Here is an 18,781-nt window from a genome sequence, read left to right on the forward strand (position 1 = left end):
GTGCACAGAGCATTCTGTGGAATGCTGCTGAGTTTTTGTCACGTGTAATTTCGTTGATAAGTGTAAAAATTTGCTTTGTTGAGGTAAGTGGAAATAAGAATGATATTTAGCCCTTTGGCTAAGTTTGGCGGGTTAGGAAAAAGCTGGTACTTACTTATGAGGAATGAGGAAAAGTATTAAAAATGAAGTATCAGTACAAAGACAATGGTTTATGTGAGGGTAGAAGAAACGGGTGATTTGATTCGTTAACGATTAATGATTTAGTATCGAATTGCTGATATTTATTAAGATAAAAAAATCCCTCTCACTTGAGAGGGATTTTTTTGAGTAAGGACGAATGAACTATTCGACTTCTACGCCGTTTTCTTTGTATAGGCGGCGGCATGCGCGACCATCACTGTGGAACAGGTGACAACGATGAGCTGGAATACCGATCTCGATTTTATCGCCAGTGTCGACTGCAAGCGTGTCAGGCTGACGGAAAATAACGTCGGCGTCCGCGCCTTCTAGATTTAGGTATACTTGAGTTTCGTTACCTAGCTTCTCAACAATCATCACTTCACCGTGAATACTTGCATCAGCTTCAGAAGCGGATAATAGGTGCTCAGGGCGAATGCCTAAAGACATTCGGTCGCCGCGGTTAACTGTTGTACCATCCACCGGAATCCAGAAAGATACGCCGTTAGATAGTTGAACTTTGACGCGCTCTGCTTCTACTTCATCAATGAATACGCTCATGAAGTTCATTTTAGGAGAACCGATAAAGCCAGCTACAAAGCGGTTTTGTGGGTAATGGTAAAGCTCAAGCGGCTTACCAACTTGCGATACATAACCGCCGTCTAGTACAACGATTTTATCTGCCATTGTCATCGCTTCTACCTGATCGTGCGTTACGTAGATCATGGTACAACCAAGTTGGCGCTGAAGTTTCGTGATTTGTGCACGCATGTTTACACGCAGTGCCGCATCCAAGTTTGATAGTGGCTCGTCTAGAAGGAATACATTTGGCTGCGATACCAATGTTCGGCCAATCGCCACACGTTGACGCTGTCCACCAGAAAGTGCTTTTGGTTGGCGCTCAAGCAAGTGGCCTAGTTGTAGGATTTCTGCTGCTTGTTCAACACGCTTGTCGATTTCTGCTTTGTCTGCTTTTGCTAGTTTCAAGCCAAATGACATGTTGTCATATAAGTTAAGGTGCGGGTAAAGAGCGTAAGACTGGAATACCATACCAACACCACGTTTGGATGGTTCGACGTCATTCATGCGCTGGTCACCAATATACAAATCACCTGAAGTAATGTCTTCAAGACCGGCAATACAACGTAAAAGGGTAGATTTACCACAACCTGATGGACCTACGAAAACAACAAATTCACCTTCGTTGATTGTTAGGTCTACGTTCTTAGAAATCAGTACGTCGCCATACGCTTTACAAACATTTTTTAACGTGACACTCGCCATGTAGCTCGTCCTCGATCAATTTTTTATTATTCACCGCTCATCATTATATGAATTATCTAGCGAGCAGTAACAGTAGGAATCGGTAAGTTATTGCGGTTGGTAAGAAAAGTAGGGTAGCACTTCAATAAAATGTCCTGAATAGAAGTGCTACCCATCATAGCCAAGTACGAGTTTCTCTCCCCCACATTATTCGTATTGTCTCCCCCGTGAAATAATTACCACAAACAACACTAATAATGACATTCCACTCGTCTGGCAATGCAAAACCAGCAAATCTTTTTCCTAATACGTAGGCACTGCTGGGAAAGGGTTCTTACCATCCACTCTTGGATGACTGCAGTTTCTAAGATTGTGCGTAGTGCGACATCCTCCTAATAGAAATAATTGTAGGGGGAGTAGAAAGGGAGGAGTAAAAAAGGAGGAGGAAGAAAGCAGTTGGTCGGAAATCACATTATTGCACCACCTAAAGTTGAAACCGATCACAGGAACTATCCATTTTGTGATTTGAGTCTCTTACCCTTGGCGATTTAGATCACGAAAATACGTCATAATTGTAAGGGCGTAGGGATTAGGAGGATGAGACATATTGGATTATTTCAGATGATATATGTCGAAATACGGCTGAACCTCAATGGACTAGCCCTACATCAAAAATATAAAAAGGATACGAACATGAAAAAGTTAAGCGCTGTAGCACTAGGTACTCTTGTTGCTTTGGGTTCTTTTGGTGCTAATGCTGCCATCGAAGAAGGACAACTTACTATCTGGATCAACGGTGATAAAGGCTACAACGGCCTTGCTGAAGTTGGTAAGAAATTTGAAGAAGACACAGGCATTAAAGTGACTGTGGCTCACCCAGATGGCCTTCAAGACAAATTCCCTCAAACTGCAGCGACTGGCGACGGTCCTGATATCGTATTCTGGGCTCACGACCGTTTCGGTGGTTACGCAGAAGCTGGCCTGCTAGCAGAAATTAAACCTTCTAAGAATATTCAAGAAGGTATCGTTGATTTCGCTTGGGATGCAGTACGTTACGACGGCAAATTGATCGGCTATCCAGTTGCGGTTGAGTCTCTATCTCTAATCTACAACAAAGACCTAGTTCCAAACCCACCAAAGTCTTGGGAAGAGGTTGCAGCATTAGATGCAAAACTTAAAAAAGACGGCAAGTCTGCAATCATGTGGAACCTAAAAGAACCGTACTTCACTTGGCCATTAATGGCGGCTGATGGCGGCTACGCGTTCAAATACACTTCTGAAGGTTACGATGTTAAAGACGCTGGTATCGCGAAAGAAGGCGTTAAAGACGCAATGAGCTTCGTAAAAGGCTTAGTTGATAAAGGCGTAATCTCTGCGGATATGGATTACTCAGTGTCTGAGTCTGCGTTCAACCAAGGCAAAACAGCGATGACGATCAACGGTCCATGGTCTTGGGGCAACATTGAGAAGTCTGGCGTTAACTACGGCGTGACTACGCTACCTAAGTTCCAAGGTCAATCTTCTAAGCCATTCGTTGGTGTTCTAACGGCTGGTATCAGCACTGCGTCTCCAAACAAAGACCTAGCGGTTGAGTTCATTGAGAACTACCTACTAACAAACGACGGCCTACGCATGGTTAACAACGATAAGCCTCTAGGTGCGGTAGCGCTTAACTCGTTCCAACGTGAACTAGATTCAGATACTCGTATCGCTGCGACTATGGATAACGCGATGAACGGCGAAATCATGCCAAATATCCCTCAAATGAACGCATTCTGGGGTGCGGCTAAGAACGCAATCATCAACGTAGTTGACGGTCGTCAAACTGTCGATGCAGCTCTTGCAGATGCAGAAAAACAAATGACTAAATAATTAAGTAAGACCTTTTTAAGGAGGAGGCAACTCCTCCTTACTTTTCTATATTTATTCTATATTCGCTAGCAGGTTCCCTATGCAGTCAGTTCAAGGTACAAATGCTATGACAGCACCAGAAGCCAGCCTTCCGAGCAGCAAAAAAGTGTTCATGAAATGGTCACTTTTAGGCACAGTCGGCATCATCAATGGCTACGCAACAATCCTTATGTATTCTCGCGGTGAGATTGCGTTTGCACTACTTACGCTCATTCTTACCGCTTTAGCGTTGTTCATCTTTGGTAGCAAAAAGACGTACGCACACCGTTACATCTACCCTGGTATAGCAGGGATGATCCTTTTCATTCTTTTTCCTTTGGCGTACACCATAGGTTTGGCGTTTACCAACTATAGCGCGAAGAACCAACTCTCTTTTGATCGCGCTCAGAACGTACTTTTGGACCGAACTTACCAAAGTGGTGATAGCTACCCGTTCACTTTGTATAAAACGGAGCAAGGCCATCAACTTGTGGTTGAAAAAGATGGTGAGCTACTTGCAAGCCCGACTTTTCAGCTTGATAACCTTTCAGCATCGGAGTTTGATCTTTCACCAATTGAAGAAGTAACGGGTGAAAAAGAATCAATCAAGGCGATTGTTAAGAACCGCAGTGCGTTGAGCAGTGTCGATTTACATTTGCCAAGTGGTGATGATATCCGCATGAGTGGGCTGCGCAAATTTGCTGCAGTTGTACCTTTGTACACATTACAAGAAGATGGTGAAACGCTTTACAACAACCGGACTGAAGAAACGCTACGTCCAAATATGGAAGTAGGTTACTACCAGCCTGTCGATGAAAATGGTCAATTTGTTGGTAGCACAGTGTCACCAGGTTTCGTGGTGAACATTGGTACCCACAACTTTGAGCGTGTTTGGAAAGATGATGGTATCAAAGAGCCGTTTATCAGTATCTTTATCTGGACCATTGTTTTCTCTGCGCTAACCGTATTATTTACGCTTGTTATTGGTCTTGTCCTTGCCAGTGTGGTTCAGTGGGAAGCACTTAAAGGTCGCTCAGTTTACCGTTTGTTGCTAATCCTGCCTTATGCAGTTCCGGCGTTTATTTCTATCTTGATCTTTAAAGGTTTGTTTAACCAAAGCTTTGGTGAGATCAACATGTTGTTGGAAGGCTTGTTCGGCATTAGCCCGGCTTGGTTCTCTGATCCGTTCATGGCGAAAACCATGATCTTAATTGTGAACACTTGGCTTGGTTTCCCTTACATGATGATTTTGTGTATGGGCTTACTAAAAGCGATTCCAGACGATTTATATGAAGCATCAGCAATTGATGGTGCGAACTTTGTCACGAACTTTACACGTATCACACTACCAATGATGTTGAAGCCATTAACACCATTGTTGATCGCGAGTTTTGCATTTAACTTCAACAACTTCGTACTTATCCAGTTGTTGACTGGCGGTGGTCCAAACATGATTGGTACATCAGAGCCTGCGGGTTACACCGACCTGCTAGTAAGTTACACCTACCGAATCGCATTCGAAGGTGCTGGCGGTCAAGACTTCGGTCTAGCAAGTGCGGTAGCAACGCTTATCTTCCTATTGGTTGGCGCATTGGCACTTATCAACCTACGCGTAACTAAAGTAGCTCAGGACTAAGGAGAAATTACAATGGCAATGGTACAAGGTAAGTCATTAAAGTATCGTGTTTGGGCTACTCATATTGCAATGTGGGCATTCTTGGCACTGATTATTTTCCCTTTACTGATGATCATCGCGATTTCATTCCGTGAAGGTAACTTTGCAACGGGTAGCCTGATCCCAGACAACCCAACACTTGATCACTGGAAATTGGCATTAGGTTTCTCGGTGACTAATCCAGACGGTACAGTTACACCGCCACCATTCCCAGTAATGACATGGTTGTGGAACTCGGTAAAAGTGGGTGGTATTTCTGCAATCCTAATCGTGGCGCTATCAACCACATCGGCTTACGCGTTTGCTCGTATGAAGTTCAAAGGTAAGAACACCATTCTTAAAGCGATGATGATCTTCCAGATGTTCCCTGCGGTGTTGGCACTGGTTGCTCTGTACGCGTTGTTCGACAAACTGGGTCAGTACATTCCTTTCCTTGGTCTGAACACGCATGGCGGTCTGATCTTCGCTTACTTAGGCGGTATCGCACTGCACGTTTGGACCATTAAAGGCTACTTCGAAAGTATTGACTCGTCTCTAGAAGAAGCAGCGGCTCTTGATGGTGCTACACCATGGCAAGCATTCCGTTTGGTATTGCTGCCACTGTCTGTGCCAATCCTAGCGGTAGTCTTCATATTGTCGTTCATCATGGTAATTGGTGAAGTTCCTGTAGCGTCACTACTGCTTTCTGATGTAGACTCGTACACACTTGCAGTGGGTATGCAGCAATACCTATATCCACAAAACTACTTGTGGGGTGACTTTGCCGCAGCTGCTGTACTTTCAGCAGTGCCAATCACTGCCGTATTCTTACTTGCGCAGCGCTGGTTGGTTGGTGGTCTAACCGCTGGTGGTGTGAAAGGATAATCTCTTGTGGTCTGAGATTGATAAGAATAACTAGAAAAGGGCGACCACATGGTCGCCCTTATACTTAGCACGGATATTACAATTTTGGTTTGGCCGCCGATCAGTAATATCTTGGCTTTTATTGGCGTTACGCATAGCTGGCTGTTAGCTTAGTTCCTTACGATTCAATCACTAACAGTTTTTGTAACCATAACCTGAGTTTAGACTCAGGTTTTTTTATGCCTGTTAAAGGCAATTGTGCAATAAGTAGATAGAGATTAGCGGCTTTGCAATGGATTACACAGGGCTTGAATAATGCCCTGCGTAGCACTTCACATAAATAACTAGAGCTTAGTAAAAAGCTAAATTGAGGTAGGGAAGGAAGAGATTAAAACTCTCGGCTGGAAGGTGCGCATCCAACGTATTGAAGCAGCGTGTACAAACTTTCTTGCTGCAGTGCGACGCGACGAAATAGATTAGCAAAGGTAACGTCACCGCCAAAGCAAGTTTGAATGTAATGATTAATTTCTGTTTCGTTATACCCCTCGACGTACATGGTTCTCACCCACTGGTACTCGACCGCTTTTAAATTGGTCAACGTCTCTTCACTTAAGGTCGTTTCTTTTAGTCTCAAGATCCAAACTCTATCCAACTCTAAAATAATGGATGGATTTAAGCAAAGCTAGGTGAAGGATTTATGACAGAGAAGGGCGAGCGTGAAACAAATGGCAAAACCATGATGTTGCTCCACACTCTGGGTCTGGGTAACGTTGAGGTACTTAATAGCGTTCTTAACGGATGCCAGTTACTTGAGATATTTAACGTGTGCTTCCATTTCTTCCCCAATCTCTTTACGCATGTTCATAAGACGGATCGCGGATTGCTCTAAGGCTTTGTCTTCATCTGACTCTGGAATCCATTTCGGTACATCGGTTGGTTTTCCGTTTTCATCTACAGCAACCATGATAACGATACAGTGAGTGGTGAGTCTGTTTTTCATTTGCTTTGGATCACTGGCTTGCACGTCAATCGCAATGTGCATTGAGCTTCGTCCGGTATAAATGACTTTCGCGCTAACTTCGACTAAGTTGCCGACATGAATCGGCGCAACAAACCGAATGCCGCCAGCATATGCGGTAATGCAATATTTACCACTCCACGCTGCAGAGCAGGCGTACGCTGCCAAGTCGATCCATTTCATTACGGCGCCGCCGTGCACTTTTCCGCCAAAATTTACGTCGCTGGGTTCTGCTAAAAAGCGAAGGGTAATGTCTCTTTGACCACTGCTCATCTGTCTTTCCTTGATGGGTTATTGTTTTCCCAATTTAGCAGCAAGATGAATTTTCGGGAATAGCGAATGAAACAAAATATTAACTTTTATTCGAACGCTGGAAGTGACAAGCCACAGCGTAGTTCTGTGGCTTGGGGTGTAGATGTTAATTGGCGGTAGAGGCAATCTCAGAATTGGACAATGGTTTTCTCTGTCTTACTTTTATTTGCGACAAGATAACGCCAGAGATGACTAACAACCCACCAATAATGTGGTAAGCGTAAATTTTCTCACCAATTAGTGTTGAAGCAAGTATGACGGAAACCACAGGCATTAGGTTCATGAACATAGCACTTGAATCAGCACCAATTGAATCAATCGCTTTGACCCACATCAGCGGCGCGAAAATGGAAGCAGCAATACCAGCATAAGCGATTAATGGTAGCGCGTCTTGGCTTGGTAACAGTTGCTCACTAGAGAGCCAAAGTGGTGTGAGCATCAAAACAGAAAAGAAGCCCTGCATGTAAACCAGAGTCAAACTACTGAATGGCATTTTCCAGCGTTTTAGCAGAACACAATAAGCCGCGTATACCATGGCAGCAACGAGCATTAAGCTGTCACCTTGCGTTAAGTCTTGATGTAAAAAGTAAGTGATATCACCGTGACCAAGCATAAATGCCAAGCCGCCGAGCGAAATGACACCACCGACGATACTTAACATTGATATAGATTTACCGAGCAATGGGACACTTAAAAACACACTGAGCAAAGGAACTAAAGAGGTGATCAGGGCCATATTAGAGGCCGTTGTTGTTAAACCGGCATAGTATCCAAGTGACTGGTTGAGAACCATACCAAGTAACGCAAGAAACGCCAACTTAGCTAAGTAAGGTCGAATAATGTGTCGTTGTTTGATGATTGCAGGCAGGCAAAATGGCGTTAGGAGGACCATTGCGACAAACCAACGGTAGAAACTCATCGCACTTGGTTCAATGGCGCTCGCAGCCATCTTGTTCACAATTGAGTTACCACCCCAAATCATAACGGTGAAAAACGGAAGTAAATAAATCATGAGAACCCTATAGCACAATTATTGATGGCGCTAGTCTGGCAGGTCTTTATAATAAAAAGTATCTCTTAAAAGACATCGTAAGCGATAGGAAGACAATTTTGAAAAAGAGCGCCAGAAATCTTCACCCCTCCTTATCAATCGATCGTGCGCCATCAGATGTATTTATGAATTTCGAAGCGTTTCTCTCTAATACAGAAACACGAATTCATAGCCACCCTTGGGGGCAAGTGCAACTGATCAGCGGTGGGATTCTGGAGATGGATGCAGAAGACACAAGATTTCTAGCACCTCCACATCTTGCTATTTGGGTTCCCGCCGGAATTCGTCACACTAGCTACAACCGTAAGCCAATCGAATATTGTTCTTTGAACATCGCCCCTGAATTGACGGCGCATTTTCCAACTAAAACGAGCTTGATCAAAGTGACTCCAATCGTGTCATCTATTATTGAGGACTTTCGTCAGCGAGACATTAACGTGGCGCAAACTGATGAAGACAAGCGCTTGGTACAAGTGTTATTGGACCAGCTTGCAAAGCAAGAAGTCGAACATCACTTTTTACCGACAACCGACAACAAATATCTTCAGCCAATCTTAAAAGCGGTAGAAGAATCGCCGACGGATGAGATCAGTTTGGCGGAATGGGCAGAAAAAGTGCACACCACTGAACGCACGTTAGCGAGACATTGCCAGAGTGAGTTAGGCATGAGCTTTACTGAGTGGCGCTTACGTGTGCGATATTTACATTCTATGGAGTTGTTGCGTAAAGGGCAGACCGTAAAAGAAGTCGCTCTGACGTTAGGTTATAACCAAGCTAGCCCTTTTATCGCGATGTTCAAGAAATACTCCGGCATGACACCGGAGCAATATAAGAACCGCTTATTATAACTGAGCCAGAACGTAATTCAGACCACCGACCACGGCTGCAACTTGCGCATCGTTGCATTCTTCGTCGGTCACCGTTGGGCTGTCTGGGTACACTTCCGTTGTCGTGCCGTAAACGCAATTTGTTACGCCGCCACACAGGCCCAGTTTTACCATTGGGTAGTTGATAACGCCAAACTGTACGACGGGTGAACCAATGATTTCGCCGTTTTCATCTGCTGGTGCAATGTGAGTCACTTTTGCAACTGACTCAATGACCGCTTTTTGGAAGTCAGGCTGAGGGTTTTCACTATCTCCCACCGTGTAAAAGCCATCTGGGATCATACCTTCAATGTACTCAATACCATCACGAGCAGCTAAGGCTGGACGGAACTCAGTTTCGTCAGAATCTGTCGTTTCATGTAGATCAATGTGCATTAACACATCGCCTAAAGTTGCAACGAGCTTTATGAGGTTAGCGGACTCTTCGGCAGGGCTATCCTTATAGAAAGAGCGGTTTGGATCAATCGCGTTTGGATTCCAGCGGTTGATCACCTCGTAACCCCAAGGGCTTACGCAGGGTGCAACGACAATATTGAAATGCTCTGCATAGCGCTCTGCTTCTGTTTCTACAAACTTTAATGCGCCATGTACACCGCTGGTTTCGTAACCGTGCACGCCGCCTGTGACCAACACAACAGGTTTAGTTGAATCCCAATTGTGTGTTTTGATACAAAACAGAGGGAAGCGTGCCTCGTTGTATGAGAGCGCACCATATTGTTCAACATCAAAACGCTCGCGTAGGGCATCGATTTTACTGACGACTTCATCTTGGTAGCTACGTTTTACTTCTTGCGTTGCTAACCAAGCTTTACGTTCTTCTTCGTTCCAAGGTTGGCCAGGAGTACCGATCGGGTAAATGTATCCACTTTTCATCTATACTTTTTCTTTTGACTGCTGAAAGGTATCACAAGACTAGACCCGTCTTATCTTTACGGCAATATAAAACACCATTTGGGGTGGTATTCTTTGCAAAATCATCACTTTGATGAGTGATTCATTGGTGTTACATTTTGTTACTTACTCAATTTCATATAAGAGACAAAAAATGGCTGGAGCAAGTTTACTCACACTGTTGGACGATATTGCCACGGTGCTTGATGATGTCGCCTTAATGTCAAAAATGGCGGCAAAGAAAACCGCAGGTGTGTTGGGAGATGATCTAGCGTTAAACGCTCAACAAGTGTCTGGTGTTGCATCTGAGCGAGAGATTCCAGTGGTTTGGGCGGTTGCAAAAGGCTCATTCAAAAATAAATTGATTTTGGTTCCTTCTGCTTTACTTATTAGCGCCATTATTCCATGGCTTATCATGCCATTATTGCTAATTGGCGGCTTATTTCTCTGCTTTGAAGGGGCAGAGAAAGTACTTGAGAAAGTGTTTCCTCACTCGCATCCGCACGAAGAAAAAGAGGAGCTAGTTAATACTGGCGAGTCGATAGAAGAGTATGAAAAGCGTAAAGTTTCTGGGGCGATTCGAACAGACTTTATCCTCTCAGCAGAAATCATCGTGATTGCGTTAGGTACCGTGACAGGAGCCAGTCTTGTTACGCAAATTTTAGTTGTCAGTTTTATTGCAGTGATTATGACGGTTGGAGTTTATGGACTAGTCGCTGGGATTGTGAAGCTAGATGATTTAGGCCTTTACCTTGAAAGTCGCTCAAACGGTAAAGGTTGGGTGGCGAAAGTCGGAGGGGCCTTGGTCGCTTTTGCACCAAAGTTGATGAAGTTGTTAACCATTGTAGGAACTGCTGCGATGTTTTTGGTGGGTGGAGGAATTGTGGTGCACAACGTGCCAGCCATTCATCACTTTGTAGAGCCGATTATTATGAACTTTAGTGGTCATTCGGTTGCTACAGCCATTTTGCCTATTTTACTGAACGGTATTATCGGCTTTGTGGCGGGGGTGGTTGTGGTTGCGGTATGGACGATGGTTGAAAAGCTTCGTGGTCAATAATCACATCTAAAACATGAGACGATAATAACAAGGGTCATGACTTCTTTTTACAAAAAGCATGACCCTGTTTTATGGGTGAAACGTCAGTAAAGTACTTACTTCACTTTCCACTCGATCTGTTCATTTGCTCGAATAGGCACAACGATATCATTGCCAAATGGCATCGTTTCTGGCACATCCCAAGCGGATTTTTCTAACGTTACCGTATCTGTGTTACGTGCAATGCCGTAAAAATCAGGACCATTGAAGCTTGCGAAAGCTTCCAAGTTTTCCAACTTGCCTTCTTTTTCGAAGACTTCTGCATAAAGCTCTAGCGCTGCGTGTGCAGTGTAAGAACCAGCACAACCGCAAGCCGATTCTTTTGCCCCTTTCGCATGTGGCGCTGAGTCTGTACCTAGGAAAAACTTCTTGCTACCACTAGTTGCTGCTTCGATCAGCGCTTGCTGGTGGGTTCCGCGCTTAAGAATTGGCAAACAGTAGAAATGAGGTTTAATACCACCCACAAGCATGTGGTTACGGTTGAAAAGAAGGTGGTGGGCAGTGATGGTAGCCGCTACGTTGTCTGAGGCGTTGCTAACGAAGTTTGCTGCGTCGGCGGTGGTGATATGTTCTAGAACGATTTTAAGATTAGGGAAGTCATTGACGATAGGAGCGAGGACAGTATCAAGGAATTCTTTCTCTCGGTCGAAGATATCAATATCGTGATGTGTTACTTCGCCATGAACTAGAAGTAACATTCCGACTTCTTCCATTGCTTCTAAAACGTGATAAATGTTTTTCGCATTGGTCACACCGGAATCTGAGTTTGTTGTGGCGCCAGCAGGATAGAGCTTGGCAGCAACAATGTGTCCGGTTGCTTTAGCCTTACGTATTTCGTCTGGTGTCGTGTTATCTGTAAGGTAAAGCGCCATTAAAGGCTTAAACTGTTCGCCATGTTGCTCTTTGAGAATTCGGTCACGGTAGGCTAGGGCGAGCTCAGTTGTAGTAACAGGTGGGACGGTATTTGGCATAATCAGCGCACGGCCATTGTAGCGGCTGATGTCGCGAACGGTGTCTTTAAGAACTTCCCCATCGCGTAAGTGAACGTGCCAGTCGTCAGGACGAGTGATAGTCAGTGTTGTCATTAATTGCTCCCACCATTGAAAAGTTGTCTGATTGGAGCCTAAGCGCCGTATTTGCTTTTGAGCAAACGCTTGCGCTTAGGCGACAGGATGATAGAGGAATTGCCCTCATATTTCATCCCATTTTTCAATTTTATAAAGAGTGAGAGTGTAAGTGGTTACTTCATTGTTAACCAAAGCGCGTGGATCGTACCTGGTAGAAAGAAGAAACACGTCAATATTAGATTAATCAAAAAGTCTTTATTTAGACCTTTCTCCATAAACACCGCGACAGGCGGAAGAAAGATACATAACAAAATCAGAACCAGTTTTCTTGTATCCATAATTAAGCTCCAAATCGATAAATGGGAGTAGTGATAACTTGGGTGAATTATGTGTGTCGTATCACACTTTATCAAACGGTATTTGGTCAGAACGGTGTTAAAAAACGCGAATATTGAGTGTAGTAAATACTTGTCACTAAAACCAAATTTATAAGAATATGGTTTCGAGAAAGTTGCGATGGATGAAGAGGCAGTAGACTCTGCAACTTAATGTGATTTGAGTATACAATACCGCAACAAATAAAAAACACCCGTAGGAAGAAGGCCATGTCGCAACCCGTTTTATCCCAAATTAATGTTTTTCCGGTTAAGTCAGTAGGCGGATTATCGCTGTCGTCCGTATGGGTTGAGAAGCAAGGATTGAGCTTCGATCGTCGCTTTATGATTGCGAAAGCTGATGGCTCGATGATCACTGCGCGAAAGTATCCGCAAATGGTAACCATTAAGTCTGCCTTATTGTCCGATGGAGTGGTGTTTAGTAGTTTGGGTATGGAGCCACTTAAAATCCGTTACCAAGATTTCAAAATGCAGGAGACACCTGCAACGGTTTGGAAAGATACGTTTGCTGCCTATACCACGACAGATGATGCAGATGACTGGTTTAGTCGTGTGCTGGGGCAGCGCGTTGAGTTGTTGTTTAGTGGTGAGCAATCGAATCGTGTCCGTGAAAAGCTAGGTCAAAACGTCAGTTTTGCTGATGGTTATCCGGTTTTAGTGATCAGCCAAGCTTCACTTGATGAGCTGAACCGAAGAAGTTCAGAGCTACACTCAATGGATCAGTTTCGTACTAACTTAGTTGTCTCTGATACTAAACCATTTGAAGAAGATTCATGGAAGCGCATACGAATCGGTGAGGTAGAGTTTGAGTCTCTCAAACCTTGCGAGCGCTGTATCCTGACTACGGTGAATACCCAAAGAGGCACATTCCGTGAGAGCAAAGAGCCGCTCAAAACCTTGCAACAGTTCCGTGCAAACGATGTCGGTGGTGTGTTCTTTGGCCAGAATCTTGTCGCGCGAAATGAAGGCATTATTCGTCAAGGCGATAAAGTTGAAGTATTGGAGTACAAAGAGCCGGAGTTTTACGTAGATAACTCGCCAGTGCGCATGAAGCTTACATGTGTTGAGCGTGAAGAAATTGCCCAAGACTTTGTGACCTTATGGTTAGAGCCAAACAAAGGTTCGTTGCCTAATTACTTGCCAGGACAACACCTGCCAATAGAGGTGAATATTGATGGTAAGAAAGTGGGTCGACGCTATACCTTATCATCCAGTCCTTCTCGCCCGGGTCGTTATGCTATTTCTGTAAAGCGTATCGCGGGTGGAAGAGTCTCTAACTCACTCTTGGACAACTTACAAGTCGGTGATGTTTTAGAGGCAGAACAACCTGACGGTCAGTTCCACCTTAAAACGCATGAAGCGCAGCCTCTGCTGTTACTCTCTGCGGGTAGCGGAGTAACACCAATGTTATCAATGGTGCGTTACTTAGCGGATCACAATCAGTTGGATAATGTGGTTTTCTACCATCAATGTCGCACCGAGAATGATATTCCTTGTCGCTCAGAGTTGGAGCAGTTAAAGCGTGAGCACCCAGGGCTAGAAGTAAAAGTCTGTTTAACGCAACCTGCTGTTGATTGGTTTGGTTTGAAAGGGCGTTTAAGTTTGTCACACATTAAGCAAATCAAAGATGTTGAACAGCGGCAGGTGTTTGTGTGTGGTCCTGATGGTTTTATGGAGAAAGCGAAAAATCTCCTGCTAAGAAAAGGGCTGCCAGAGGAAAACTACCATCAAGAAGCGTTTGGAGTTTCTTCTCTTACGTCAAAGCCAGAGAAAAGTCTCGCTATTGACTTTAATGGAACTAAAGTCGTAGGCAACAACCAAAAAACGTTGTTAGATCAGCTCGAAGATGCTGGGAAGGTCATCAGCAATAGCTGTCGTGCTGGCTTATGCGGCGCGTGTAAAGTTCAGCTTACGTCGGGGCAAGTTCATCATCCGGACGTGCCCGCGTTGACTGATGAGGAACGTGCAATGGGAACCGTATTGGCGTGTTGTGCTGTGCCAGAGACGGACATAACAGTAACCAACTAGGCGAGAGCACCTTTGTCCTTCGACAAAAACTGTTCCTAGACAAAAAAACGCTGCTATTTTTAGCAGCGTTTTGAGTTTTAAAGAGAGCTGAAAATATCGCTTAGTCGTAAATCGTCGGGATTGGCTGGCGTTTGTGCTGCGTTGCTTTGTAAATCGCTACCAGACGGTCACTCACTTGCTGTGGAACAGGTTTGCCCTCTAAGAAGTCGTCGATTTGCTCGTAAGTTAGGCTTAGGGCATCTTCATCTGCTTTTTGTGGAGCAAGCTCTTCTAAGTCTGCTGTTGGCACTTTCTTCACTAGTTGCTCAGGTGCACCCAATGTAGCAGCTACTTCACGAACTTGGCGCTTACTTAATCCGAACAATGGTGCCATGTCACAAGCGCCATCACCAAATTTAGTGTAGAAACCAGTGATGTTTTCTGCTGAGTGATCAGTACCAAGAACAAGGCCGCCTACGTAGCCCGCGATCTCGTATTGAGCAACCATGCGAGCACGCGCTTTTACATTGCCTTTTACGAAGTCGACTTTTGCTGCATCAGTTGGTAGAAGATCTGTGCCTTCTAATGCAACGTGAGAAGCCGAATGAAGCCCGTCAACACCTGCTTTGATGTTCACCGATACAGAATGGGTTGGCTGGATAAAAGACAGAGCGAGCTGAGCCTCATCTTCATCTTTTTGCTCCCCATAAGGCAGGCGAACTGCGATAAATTGGTAGCTATTGTTGCCCGCTTCTTCGTTTAGTTGGTCTACAGCCAACTGAGCTAAACGACCACATGTCGTTGAGTCAACGCCACCGCTGATGCCAAGAACAAGAGACTTACAGCCCGCTTCTTGCAATTTACGCTTAATAAAAGCGACACGGCGTTCAATTTCAAAATGCGGATCAATTGAAGGGAGTACGCGCATTTCGTCACGGATGGATTGTTCCATTTAGGGTTCCTTTTCCTGCAAATATTTCAGACTCTAAAGCACATTTGCTCAAATGGTGATAAACCATACAGTTGAGGCTCATTAAATGCGACTTTAGGGTCAAAAGCTGTAAAGATTAGTAGTATCATACCGAAATCATCAGATTAGAAAACTCTCTTCAACCAGGTAATCACCGGATATGAAAAAAATCGCCATTTTTGGTAGTGCATTTAACCCACCTAGTTTAGGGCATAAAAGTGTTATTGAGTCTTTGAGCCACTTTGATCTTGTGCTACTTGAGCCAAGCATTGCACACGCTTGGGGCAAGAACATGCTTGATTACCCAACTCGGTGCAAAATGGTTGACGCGTTCATCAAGGATATGGGGCTTTCTAATGTTCAGCGTTCTGATGCAGAGCAAGCTTTATACCAACCTGGACAAAGTGTGACGACCTATGCGTTGTTAGAAAAAATTCAAGAAATCTACCCAACTGCCGATATAACTTTTGTCATTGGTCCTGATAATTTCTTCAAATTTGCTAAATTTAGTAGAGCTGAAGAGATTACGGAACGTTGGACTGTTATGGCATGTCCTGAAAAAGTAAAAGTCAGAAGCACAGATATTCGCAAAGCACTGGCCGAGGGTGAAGAGATCGGTGCCTATACAACACCTTCCGTACGTGATTTATTACTTAGTAAAGGCTTATACAGAGAAACATTGTCTGGGAACTGAGAGGTCAGATTTTCATGGTCAGAGTCGTTTTATTTAGTGCATGTGCGCTGCTTGTGGTGACACAAGCTCATTCCGCGTGTAACTATTTTTCTGATCGTTCCGTGGTGTTTGAAGATAACACTCTTCCAATCTGTGAAGAAATTTTAGATTCCATCGGCGTGTTAAGTACTGAAGCATTGATTTGGTATGCAGCGGAAGCGAAGCTTGAAGGACCAACAGAAAACTATTGGGAGGAGTGGGCGATTAAGCCGGAAGAGACCCCACTTCTAACTCAAAACTTAGAAAAGAATTACTTTGGTCTTGGTTTTTGGATGCCGGAAGAGCTCCGAGACGAAGAGAGTAAAATGGATACAGAAGAGTGGCTTCGTAGTCACGGGTTGATGTTCAGCGTTGGTTTTGGTGATAAATCCGACGGACAGCCAAGAATGCGGTTTGATTATCGTTGGCACGAATATTATGACGCTGACTGGATGATGCAGATAGAGGTACCTTTCTAGACACCTCAAGCAAATGAAAAAAGGGCGTACATTATCAATGTACGCCCTTTTTGCTTTTACTTGAATCTCTACTTTCTGTGTCCGTAATTCTACGTAATGCTGAACACGTAGCTTGTTGAAGAGCAAGTTATAGCGCTTCTCCAAAGACTAAAAAGCAAAGCTGTTCATATTCTTCGATGTTACCAGCAAAAAGAGAGTCAACAATTTGCTCTTCCTTCTTCCCCGACAGTTTCATTTTTCTTGCTTCACGTAGTGTTAGTACCAAGCAAAGCTCTTTAGAAATATTCATGTCACAGCCAGGAGTCCATTGATTGATGGTTCTCGTTAACGTTGAGTGCGCTAGTTTAGGAGACAGCGTCAATATTTCATGTCTTACTACTGTCAGTAGATCGGTTTGCAGATCCGAGCGTTCGGCAGTTGTTGCTAGCTTCTCGACGAGCGCTTTGAGTAGCGGTGAAGGCTTCACAAAGCCCGCCTGTTGTGAGAAGTCGTCATTTAAACGCACAGAAAAATCACAACGATATACACGAGAATTAGGTAAAAAGGTGAGGGAGCTCAAACATCCTTGAGGAATCCAAAAATATTGGCCTGGTTCAATGGCATACTCCTGCTTACCCAATTTAATGACGGCTAACCCTTCGATGACAGACAGTAGACTGTGCTTCAATGCTTTTTTACGCGCAGCTACATCAAGAAAGGGGTATTTAGCGTCGTGAAATTCAATTGCGTAGTTCATTATGAGTACCAGTGTTTTTTGGCGCTAAGGGTAACGTTAAACCCATACGATTCCAACCTGCTGAGAGAATTTTTTAGCATGATAAATGGTGGCTTAACTGGTATGACCATGTTAAAAGTATGGGTTGAAATGCTGCTTGTCAGCAAAACTATGCGTAAAATGTGCCAGCTTTTTTTGATATGTAATGAACAATGACAGCCAATACCGATCCTTATATTGAAATTCGTCCTTACAACGACGAAGAAATTCCAGCAGCGCTGGATCGTCTAATTCAAGATGATGAATTTATCACTGCTATCCTAGAACATCGCTTTGCTAATAAAGCAGCATGGTTCAAAACGCTAATGAGCCCGATCCTGCGCATCTACCTGAAAGCTAAGTGGAGCAAGCTTGATTCTGTCGAAGCAATTCAGATTGAAGTGAAGAAGTATCTGAAAGATACATTGAATAAGACAACGGATGGCGTCACTTTTTCTGGTTTGGATAAGCTGGATAAAAACACGTCATACCTATTCGTTTCTAACCACCGTGATATTGCGATGGACCCTGCGCTCGTAAACTATGGCTTGTACCAAAGTGGGCACCGTACAGTTCGTATAGCGATTGGCGATAACCTGCTGAAGAAGCCATGTGCGACAGAATTGATGCGACTCAATAAGAGCTTCATCGTTAAGCGCTCTGCTAAAGCGCCTAGAGAAATGATGAAAGCATTGGGACAACTTTCAAGCTATATCAAACATTCGCTTGATACTGGCAATTCAATTTGGATTGCCCAAAAGGAAGGCCGTGCTAAAGATGGAAACGACTTTACTGATCCTGCGATTTTAAAAATGTTCCATGTTGAAGGTCGTAAACAAAAGATCAGCTTTGGTGAGTACACGCGTTCTCTGAAAATCGTTCCTGTCTCGATTGCCTATGAAAATGATCCATGTGACATTGCCAAAGCAAAAGAGCTGTACGAAAAAGCAGAAAATGGCCGCTATGAAAAAGGCGAATTTGAAGATATCGAAAGCATCATTCAAGGTATCGTTGGCTATAAAGGCCGTGTACATGTTGCGTTTGGTGATGTGATTGAGCAAGAGTTTGAAACGCCGGAATCTCTTGCTGGTGAAATCGACCGCCAAATTCACAACAACTACAAGTTGTACCCAATCAACTTGTTAGCTGCTGGGCATGAAGATTCGAGCATCATTACGGAAGCAGTTAAGCGTCATCTCGCGGATAAGTTGGATCAGCTACCTGAAGGCGCAAGACCTTATTTGGTGGCGAGCTATGCCAATCCTGTGAATAACCAAGAGTAACTTTCGTC

18 protein-coding genes are annotated in these 18,781 nt (G+C 44.1%); 9 read left to right on the plus strand and 9 right to left on the minus strand.

What is annotated here, in order from left to right:
- Window positions 1-342: 342 nt before the first annotated feature.
- Window positions 343-1,461, minus strand: a complete 1,119-nt coding sequence (malK, locus tag R7R78_RS05195; RefSeq protein WP_005375271.1) for a maltose/maltodextrin ABC transporter ATP-binding protein MalK — start codon at window positions 1,459-1,461, stop codon at window positions 343-345.
- Between the two features lie 672 nt (window positions 1,462-2,133).
- Between malK and malE the strand changes: the two genes are divergently transcribed.
- The 3 genes from malE to malG all read left to right on the plus strand — a co-directional run bounded on the left by malE (window position 2,134) and on the right by malG (window position 5,869).
- A complete protein-coding gene (malE, locus tag R7R78_RS05200; protein ID WP_005375272.1) occupies window positions 2,134-3,312 on the plus strand; it encodes a maltose/maltodextrin ABC transporter substrate-binding protein MalE in 1,179 nt (392 codons plus the stop codon).
- 79 nt (window positions 3,313-3,391) lie between these two features.
- A complete protein-coding gene (gene malF / locus R7R78_RS05205; protein ID WP_005375273.1) occupies window positions 3,392-4,966 on the plus strand; it encodes a maltose ABC transporter permease MalF in 1,575 nt (524 codons plus the stop codon).
- Window positions 4,967-4,978: 12 nt separating this feature from the next.
- Window positions 4,979-5,869, plus strand: a complete 891-nt coding sequence (gene malG / locus R7R78_RS05210) for a maltose ABC transporter permease MalG (RefSeq protein ID WP_005375275.1) — start codon at window positions 4,979-4,981, stop codon at window positions 5,867-5,869.
- 367 nt (window positions 5,870-6,236) lie between these two features.
- Here the strand turns inward: malG and R7R78_RS05215 are convergent, their stop codons facing one another.
- The 3 genes from R7R78_RS05215 to R7R78_RS05225 all read right to left on the minus strand — a co-directional run bounded on the left by R7R78_RS05215 (window position 6,237) and on the right by R7R78_RS05225 (window position 8,190).
- The gene (locus R7R78_RS05215) at window positions 6,237-6,482 is read right to left on the minus strand and encodes a hypothetical protein (RefSeq protein WP_005375277.1); all 246 of its coding nucleotides are present in this window, start codon (window positions 6,480-6,482) and stop codon (window positions 6,237-6,239) included.
- Between the two features lie 171 nt (window positions 6,483-6,653).
- Window positions 6,654-7,139 carry an acyl-CoA thioesterase gene (locus R7R78_RS05220; RefSeq protein WP_005375279.1) on the minus strand — a complete coding sequence of 162 codons (486 nt, stop codon included), beginning with the start codon at window positions 7,137-7,139 and terminating at the stop codon, window positions 6,654-6,656.
- A gap of 145 nt (window positions 7,140-7,284) precedes the next feature.
- Entirely contained in the window at window positions 7,285-8,190 is a 906-nt protein-coding gene (locus tag R7R78_RS05225) for a DMT family transporter (RefSeq protein ID WP_158155415.1), read from the minus strand.
- A gap of 98 nt (window positions 8,191-8,288) precedes the next feature.
- On the opposite strand from R7R78_RS05225, the gene R7R78_RS05230 reads away from it, so the two are divergent.
- Window positions 8,289-9,077, plus strand: coding sequence for an AraC family transcriptional regulator (locus R7R78_RS05230; RefSeq protein WP_213885923.1), 789 nt, complete (start codon window positions 8,289-8,291; stop codon window positions 9,075-9,077).
- Here R7R78_RS05230 and R7R78_RS05235 read toward each other — a convergent pair.
- A complete protein-coding gene (locus R7R78_RS05235; RefSeq protein WP_206225740.1) occupies window positions 9,072-9,989 on the minus strand; it encodes a M14 family metallocarboxypeptidase in 918 nt (305 codons plus the stop codon). The two genes, R7R78_RS05230 and R7R78_RS05235, sit on opposite strands and share 6 nt — an antisense overlap.
- Window positions 9,990-10,161: 172 nt before the next feature.
- On the opposite strand from R7R78_RS05235, the gene R7R78_RS05240 reads away from it, so the two are divergent.
- Window positions 10,162-11,067, plus strand: coding sequence for a DUF808 domain-containing protein (locus R7R78_RS05240; protein WP_213964100.1), 906 nt, complete (start codon window positions 10,162-10,164; stop codon window positions 11,065-11,067).
- Between the two features lie 95 nt (window positions 11,068-11,162).
- On the opposite strand, the gene pyrC is transcribed toward R7R78_RS05240, so the two are convergent.
- Together pyrC and R7R78_RS05250 are read right to left on the minus strand one after the other, a co-directional pair.
- Complete coding sequence (pyrC, locus tag R7R78_RS05245; protein WP_154203975.1) at window positions 11,163-12,191, minus strand: dihydroorotase; 1,029 nt, start codon at window positions 12,189-12,191, stop codon at window positions 11,163-11,165.
- A 155-nt stretch (window positions 12,192-12,346) separates the two neighbouring features.
- Window positions 12,347-12,511: a YqaE/Pmp3 family membrane protein gene (locus tag R7R78_RS05250; RefSeq protein ID WP_005375297.1), complete on the minus strand. Its 165-nt coding sequence runs from the start codon at window positions 12,509-12,511 to the stop codon at window positions 12,347-12,349.
- Between the two features lie 267 nt (window positions 12,512-12,778).
- On the opposite strand from R7R78_RS05250, the gene R7R78_RS05255 reads away from it, so the two are divergent.
- Window positions 12,779-14,596 carry a hybrid-cluster NAD(P)-dependent oxidoreductase gene (locus R7R78_RS05255; protein ID WP_225473216.1) on the plus strand — a complete coding sequence of 606 codons (1,818 nt, stop codon included), beginning with the start codon at window positions 12,779-12,781 and terminating at the stop codon, window positions 14,594-14,596.
- Window positions 14,597-14,696: 100 nt separating this feature from the next.
- Here the strand turns inward: R7R78_RS05255 and nadE are convergent, their stop codons facing one another.
- Entirely contained in the window at window positions 14,697-15,527 is an 831-nt protein-coding gene (nadE, locus tag R7R78_RS05260) for an ammonia-dependent NAD(+) synthetase (RefSeq protein ID WP_005375299.1), read from the minus strand.
- 178 nt (window positions 15,528-15,705) lie between these two features.
- Here nadE and R7R78_RS05265 point away from each other — a divergent pair, with 178 nt between their 5' ends.
- Together R7R78_RS05265 and R7R78_RS05270 are read left to right on the plus strand one after the other, a co-directional pair.
- Window positions 15,706-16,239 carry a nicotinate-nicotinamide nucleotide adenylyltransferase gene (locus R7R78_RS05265; protein ID WP_005375300.1) on the plus strand — a complete coding sequence of 178 codons (534 nt, stop codon included), beginning with the start codon at window positions 15,706-15,708 and terminating at the stop codon, window positions 16,237-16,239.
- A 14-nt stretch (window positions 16,240-16,253) separates the two neighbouring features.
- A complete protein-coding gene (locus R7R78_RS05270) occupies window positions 16,254-16,736 on the plus strand; it encodes a hypothetical protein (RefSeq protein ID WP_005375301.1) in 483 nt (160 codons plus the stop codon).
- A 127-nt stretch (window positions 16,737-16,863) separates the two neighbouring features.
- On the opposite strand, the gene R7R78_RS05275 is transcribed toward R7R78_RS05270, so the two are convergent.
- Window positions 16,864-17,472, minus strand: a complete 609-nt coding sequence (locus R7R78_RS05275) for an AraC family transcriptional regulator (protein ID WP_213866217.1) — start codon at window positions 17,470-17,472, stop codon at window positions 16,864-16,866.
- 191 nt (window positions 17,473-17,663) lie between these two features.
- Between R7R78_RS05275 and R7R78_RS05280 the strand changes: the two genes are divergently transcribed.
- Window positions 17,664-18,773, plus strand: coding sequence for a 1-acyl-sn-glycerol-3-phosphate acyltransferase (locus R7R78_RS05280; protein ID WP_005385027.1), 1,110 nt, complete (start codon window positions 17,664-17,666; stop codon window positions 18,771-18,773).
- Window positions 18,774-18,781: the final 8 nt, after the last annotated feature.

This window comes from Vibrio sp. 2134-1 (genome assembly GCF_033339495.1).

Excerpts from the sequence above, each read along its gene's own strand:
- R7R78_RS05270 (WP_005375301.1), top strand. The coding sequence starts at position 16,254 with ATGGTCAGAGTCGTTTTATTTAGTGCATGTGCGCTGCTTGTGGTGACA.
- R7R78_RS05280 (WP_005385027.1), top strand. The coding sequence starts at position 17,664 with ATGACAGCCAATACCGATCCTTATATTGAAATTCGTCCTTACAACGAC.
- R7R78_RS05275 (WP_213866217.1), bottom strand. The coding sequence starts at position 17,472 with ATGAACTACGCAATTGAATTTCACGACGCTAAATACCCCTTTCTTGAT.
- R7R78_RS05240 (WP_213964100.1), top strand. The coding sequence starts at position 10,162 with ATGGCTGGAGCAAGTTTACTCACACTGTTGGACGATATTGCCACGGTG.
- malK (WP_005375271.1), bottom strand. The coding sequence starts at position 1,461 with ATGGCGAGTGTCACGTTAAAAAATGTTTGTAAAGCGTATGGCGACGTA.
- malG (WP_005375275.1), top strand. The coding sequence starts at position 4,979 with ATGGCAATGGTACAAGGTAAGTCATTAAAGTATCGTGTTTGGGCTACT.
- malF (WP_005375273.1), top strand. The coding sequence starts at position 3,392 with ATGCAGTCAGTTCAAGGTACAAATGCTATGACAGCACCAGAAGCCAGC.
- nadE (WP_005375299.1), bottom strand. The coding sequence starts at position 15,527 with ATGGAACAATCCATCCGTGACGAAATGCGCGTACTCCCTTCAATTGAT.
- R7R78_RS05220 (WP_005375279.1), bottom strand. The coding sequence starts at position 7,139 with ATGAGCAGTGGTCAAAGAGACATTACCCTTCGCTTTTTAGCAGAACCC.
- R7R78_RS05265 (WP_005375300.1), top strand. The coding sequence starts at position 15,706 with ATGAAAAAAATCGCCATTTTTGGTAGTGCATTTAACCCACCTAGTTTA.
- R7R78_RS05235 (WP_206225740.1), bottom strand. The coding sequence starts at position 9,989 with ATGAAAAGTGGATACATTTACCCGATCGGTACTCCTGGCCAACCTTGG.
- R7R78_RS05255 (WP_225473216.1), top strand. The coding sequence starts at position 12,779 with ATGTCGCAACCCGTTTTATCCCAAATTAATGTTTTTCCGGTTAAGTCA.
- R7R78_RS05225 (WP_158155415.1), bottom strand. The coding sequence starts at position 8,190 with ATGATTTATTTACTTCCGTTTTTCACCGTTATGATTTGGGGTGGTAAC.
- malE (WP_005375272.1), top strand. The coding sequence starts at position 2,134 with ATGAAAAAGTTAAGCGCTGTAGCACTAGGTACTCTTGTTGCTTTGGGT.
- pyrC (WP_154203975.1), bottom strand. The coding sequence starts at position 12,191 with ATGACAACACTGACTATCACTCGTCCTGACGACTGGCACGTTCACTTA.
- R7R78_RS05250 (WP_005375297.1), bottom strand. The coding sequence starts at position 12,511 with ATGGATACAAGAAAACTGGTTCTGATTTTGTTATGTATCTTTCTTCCG.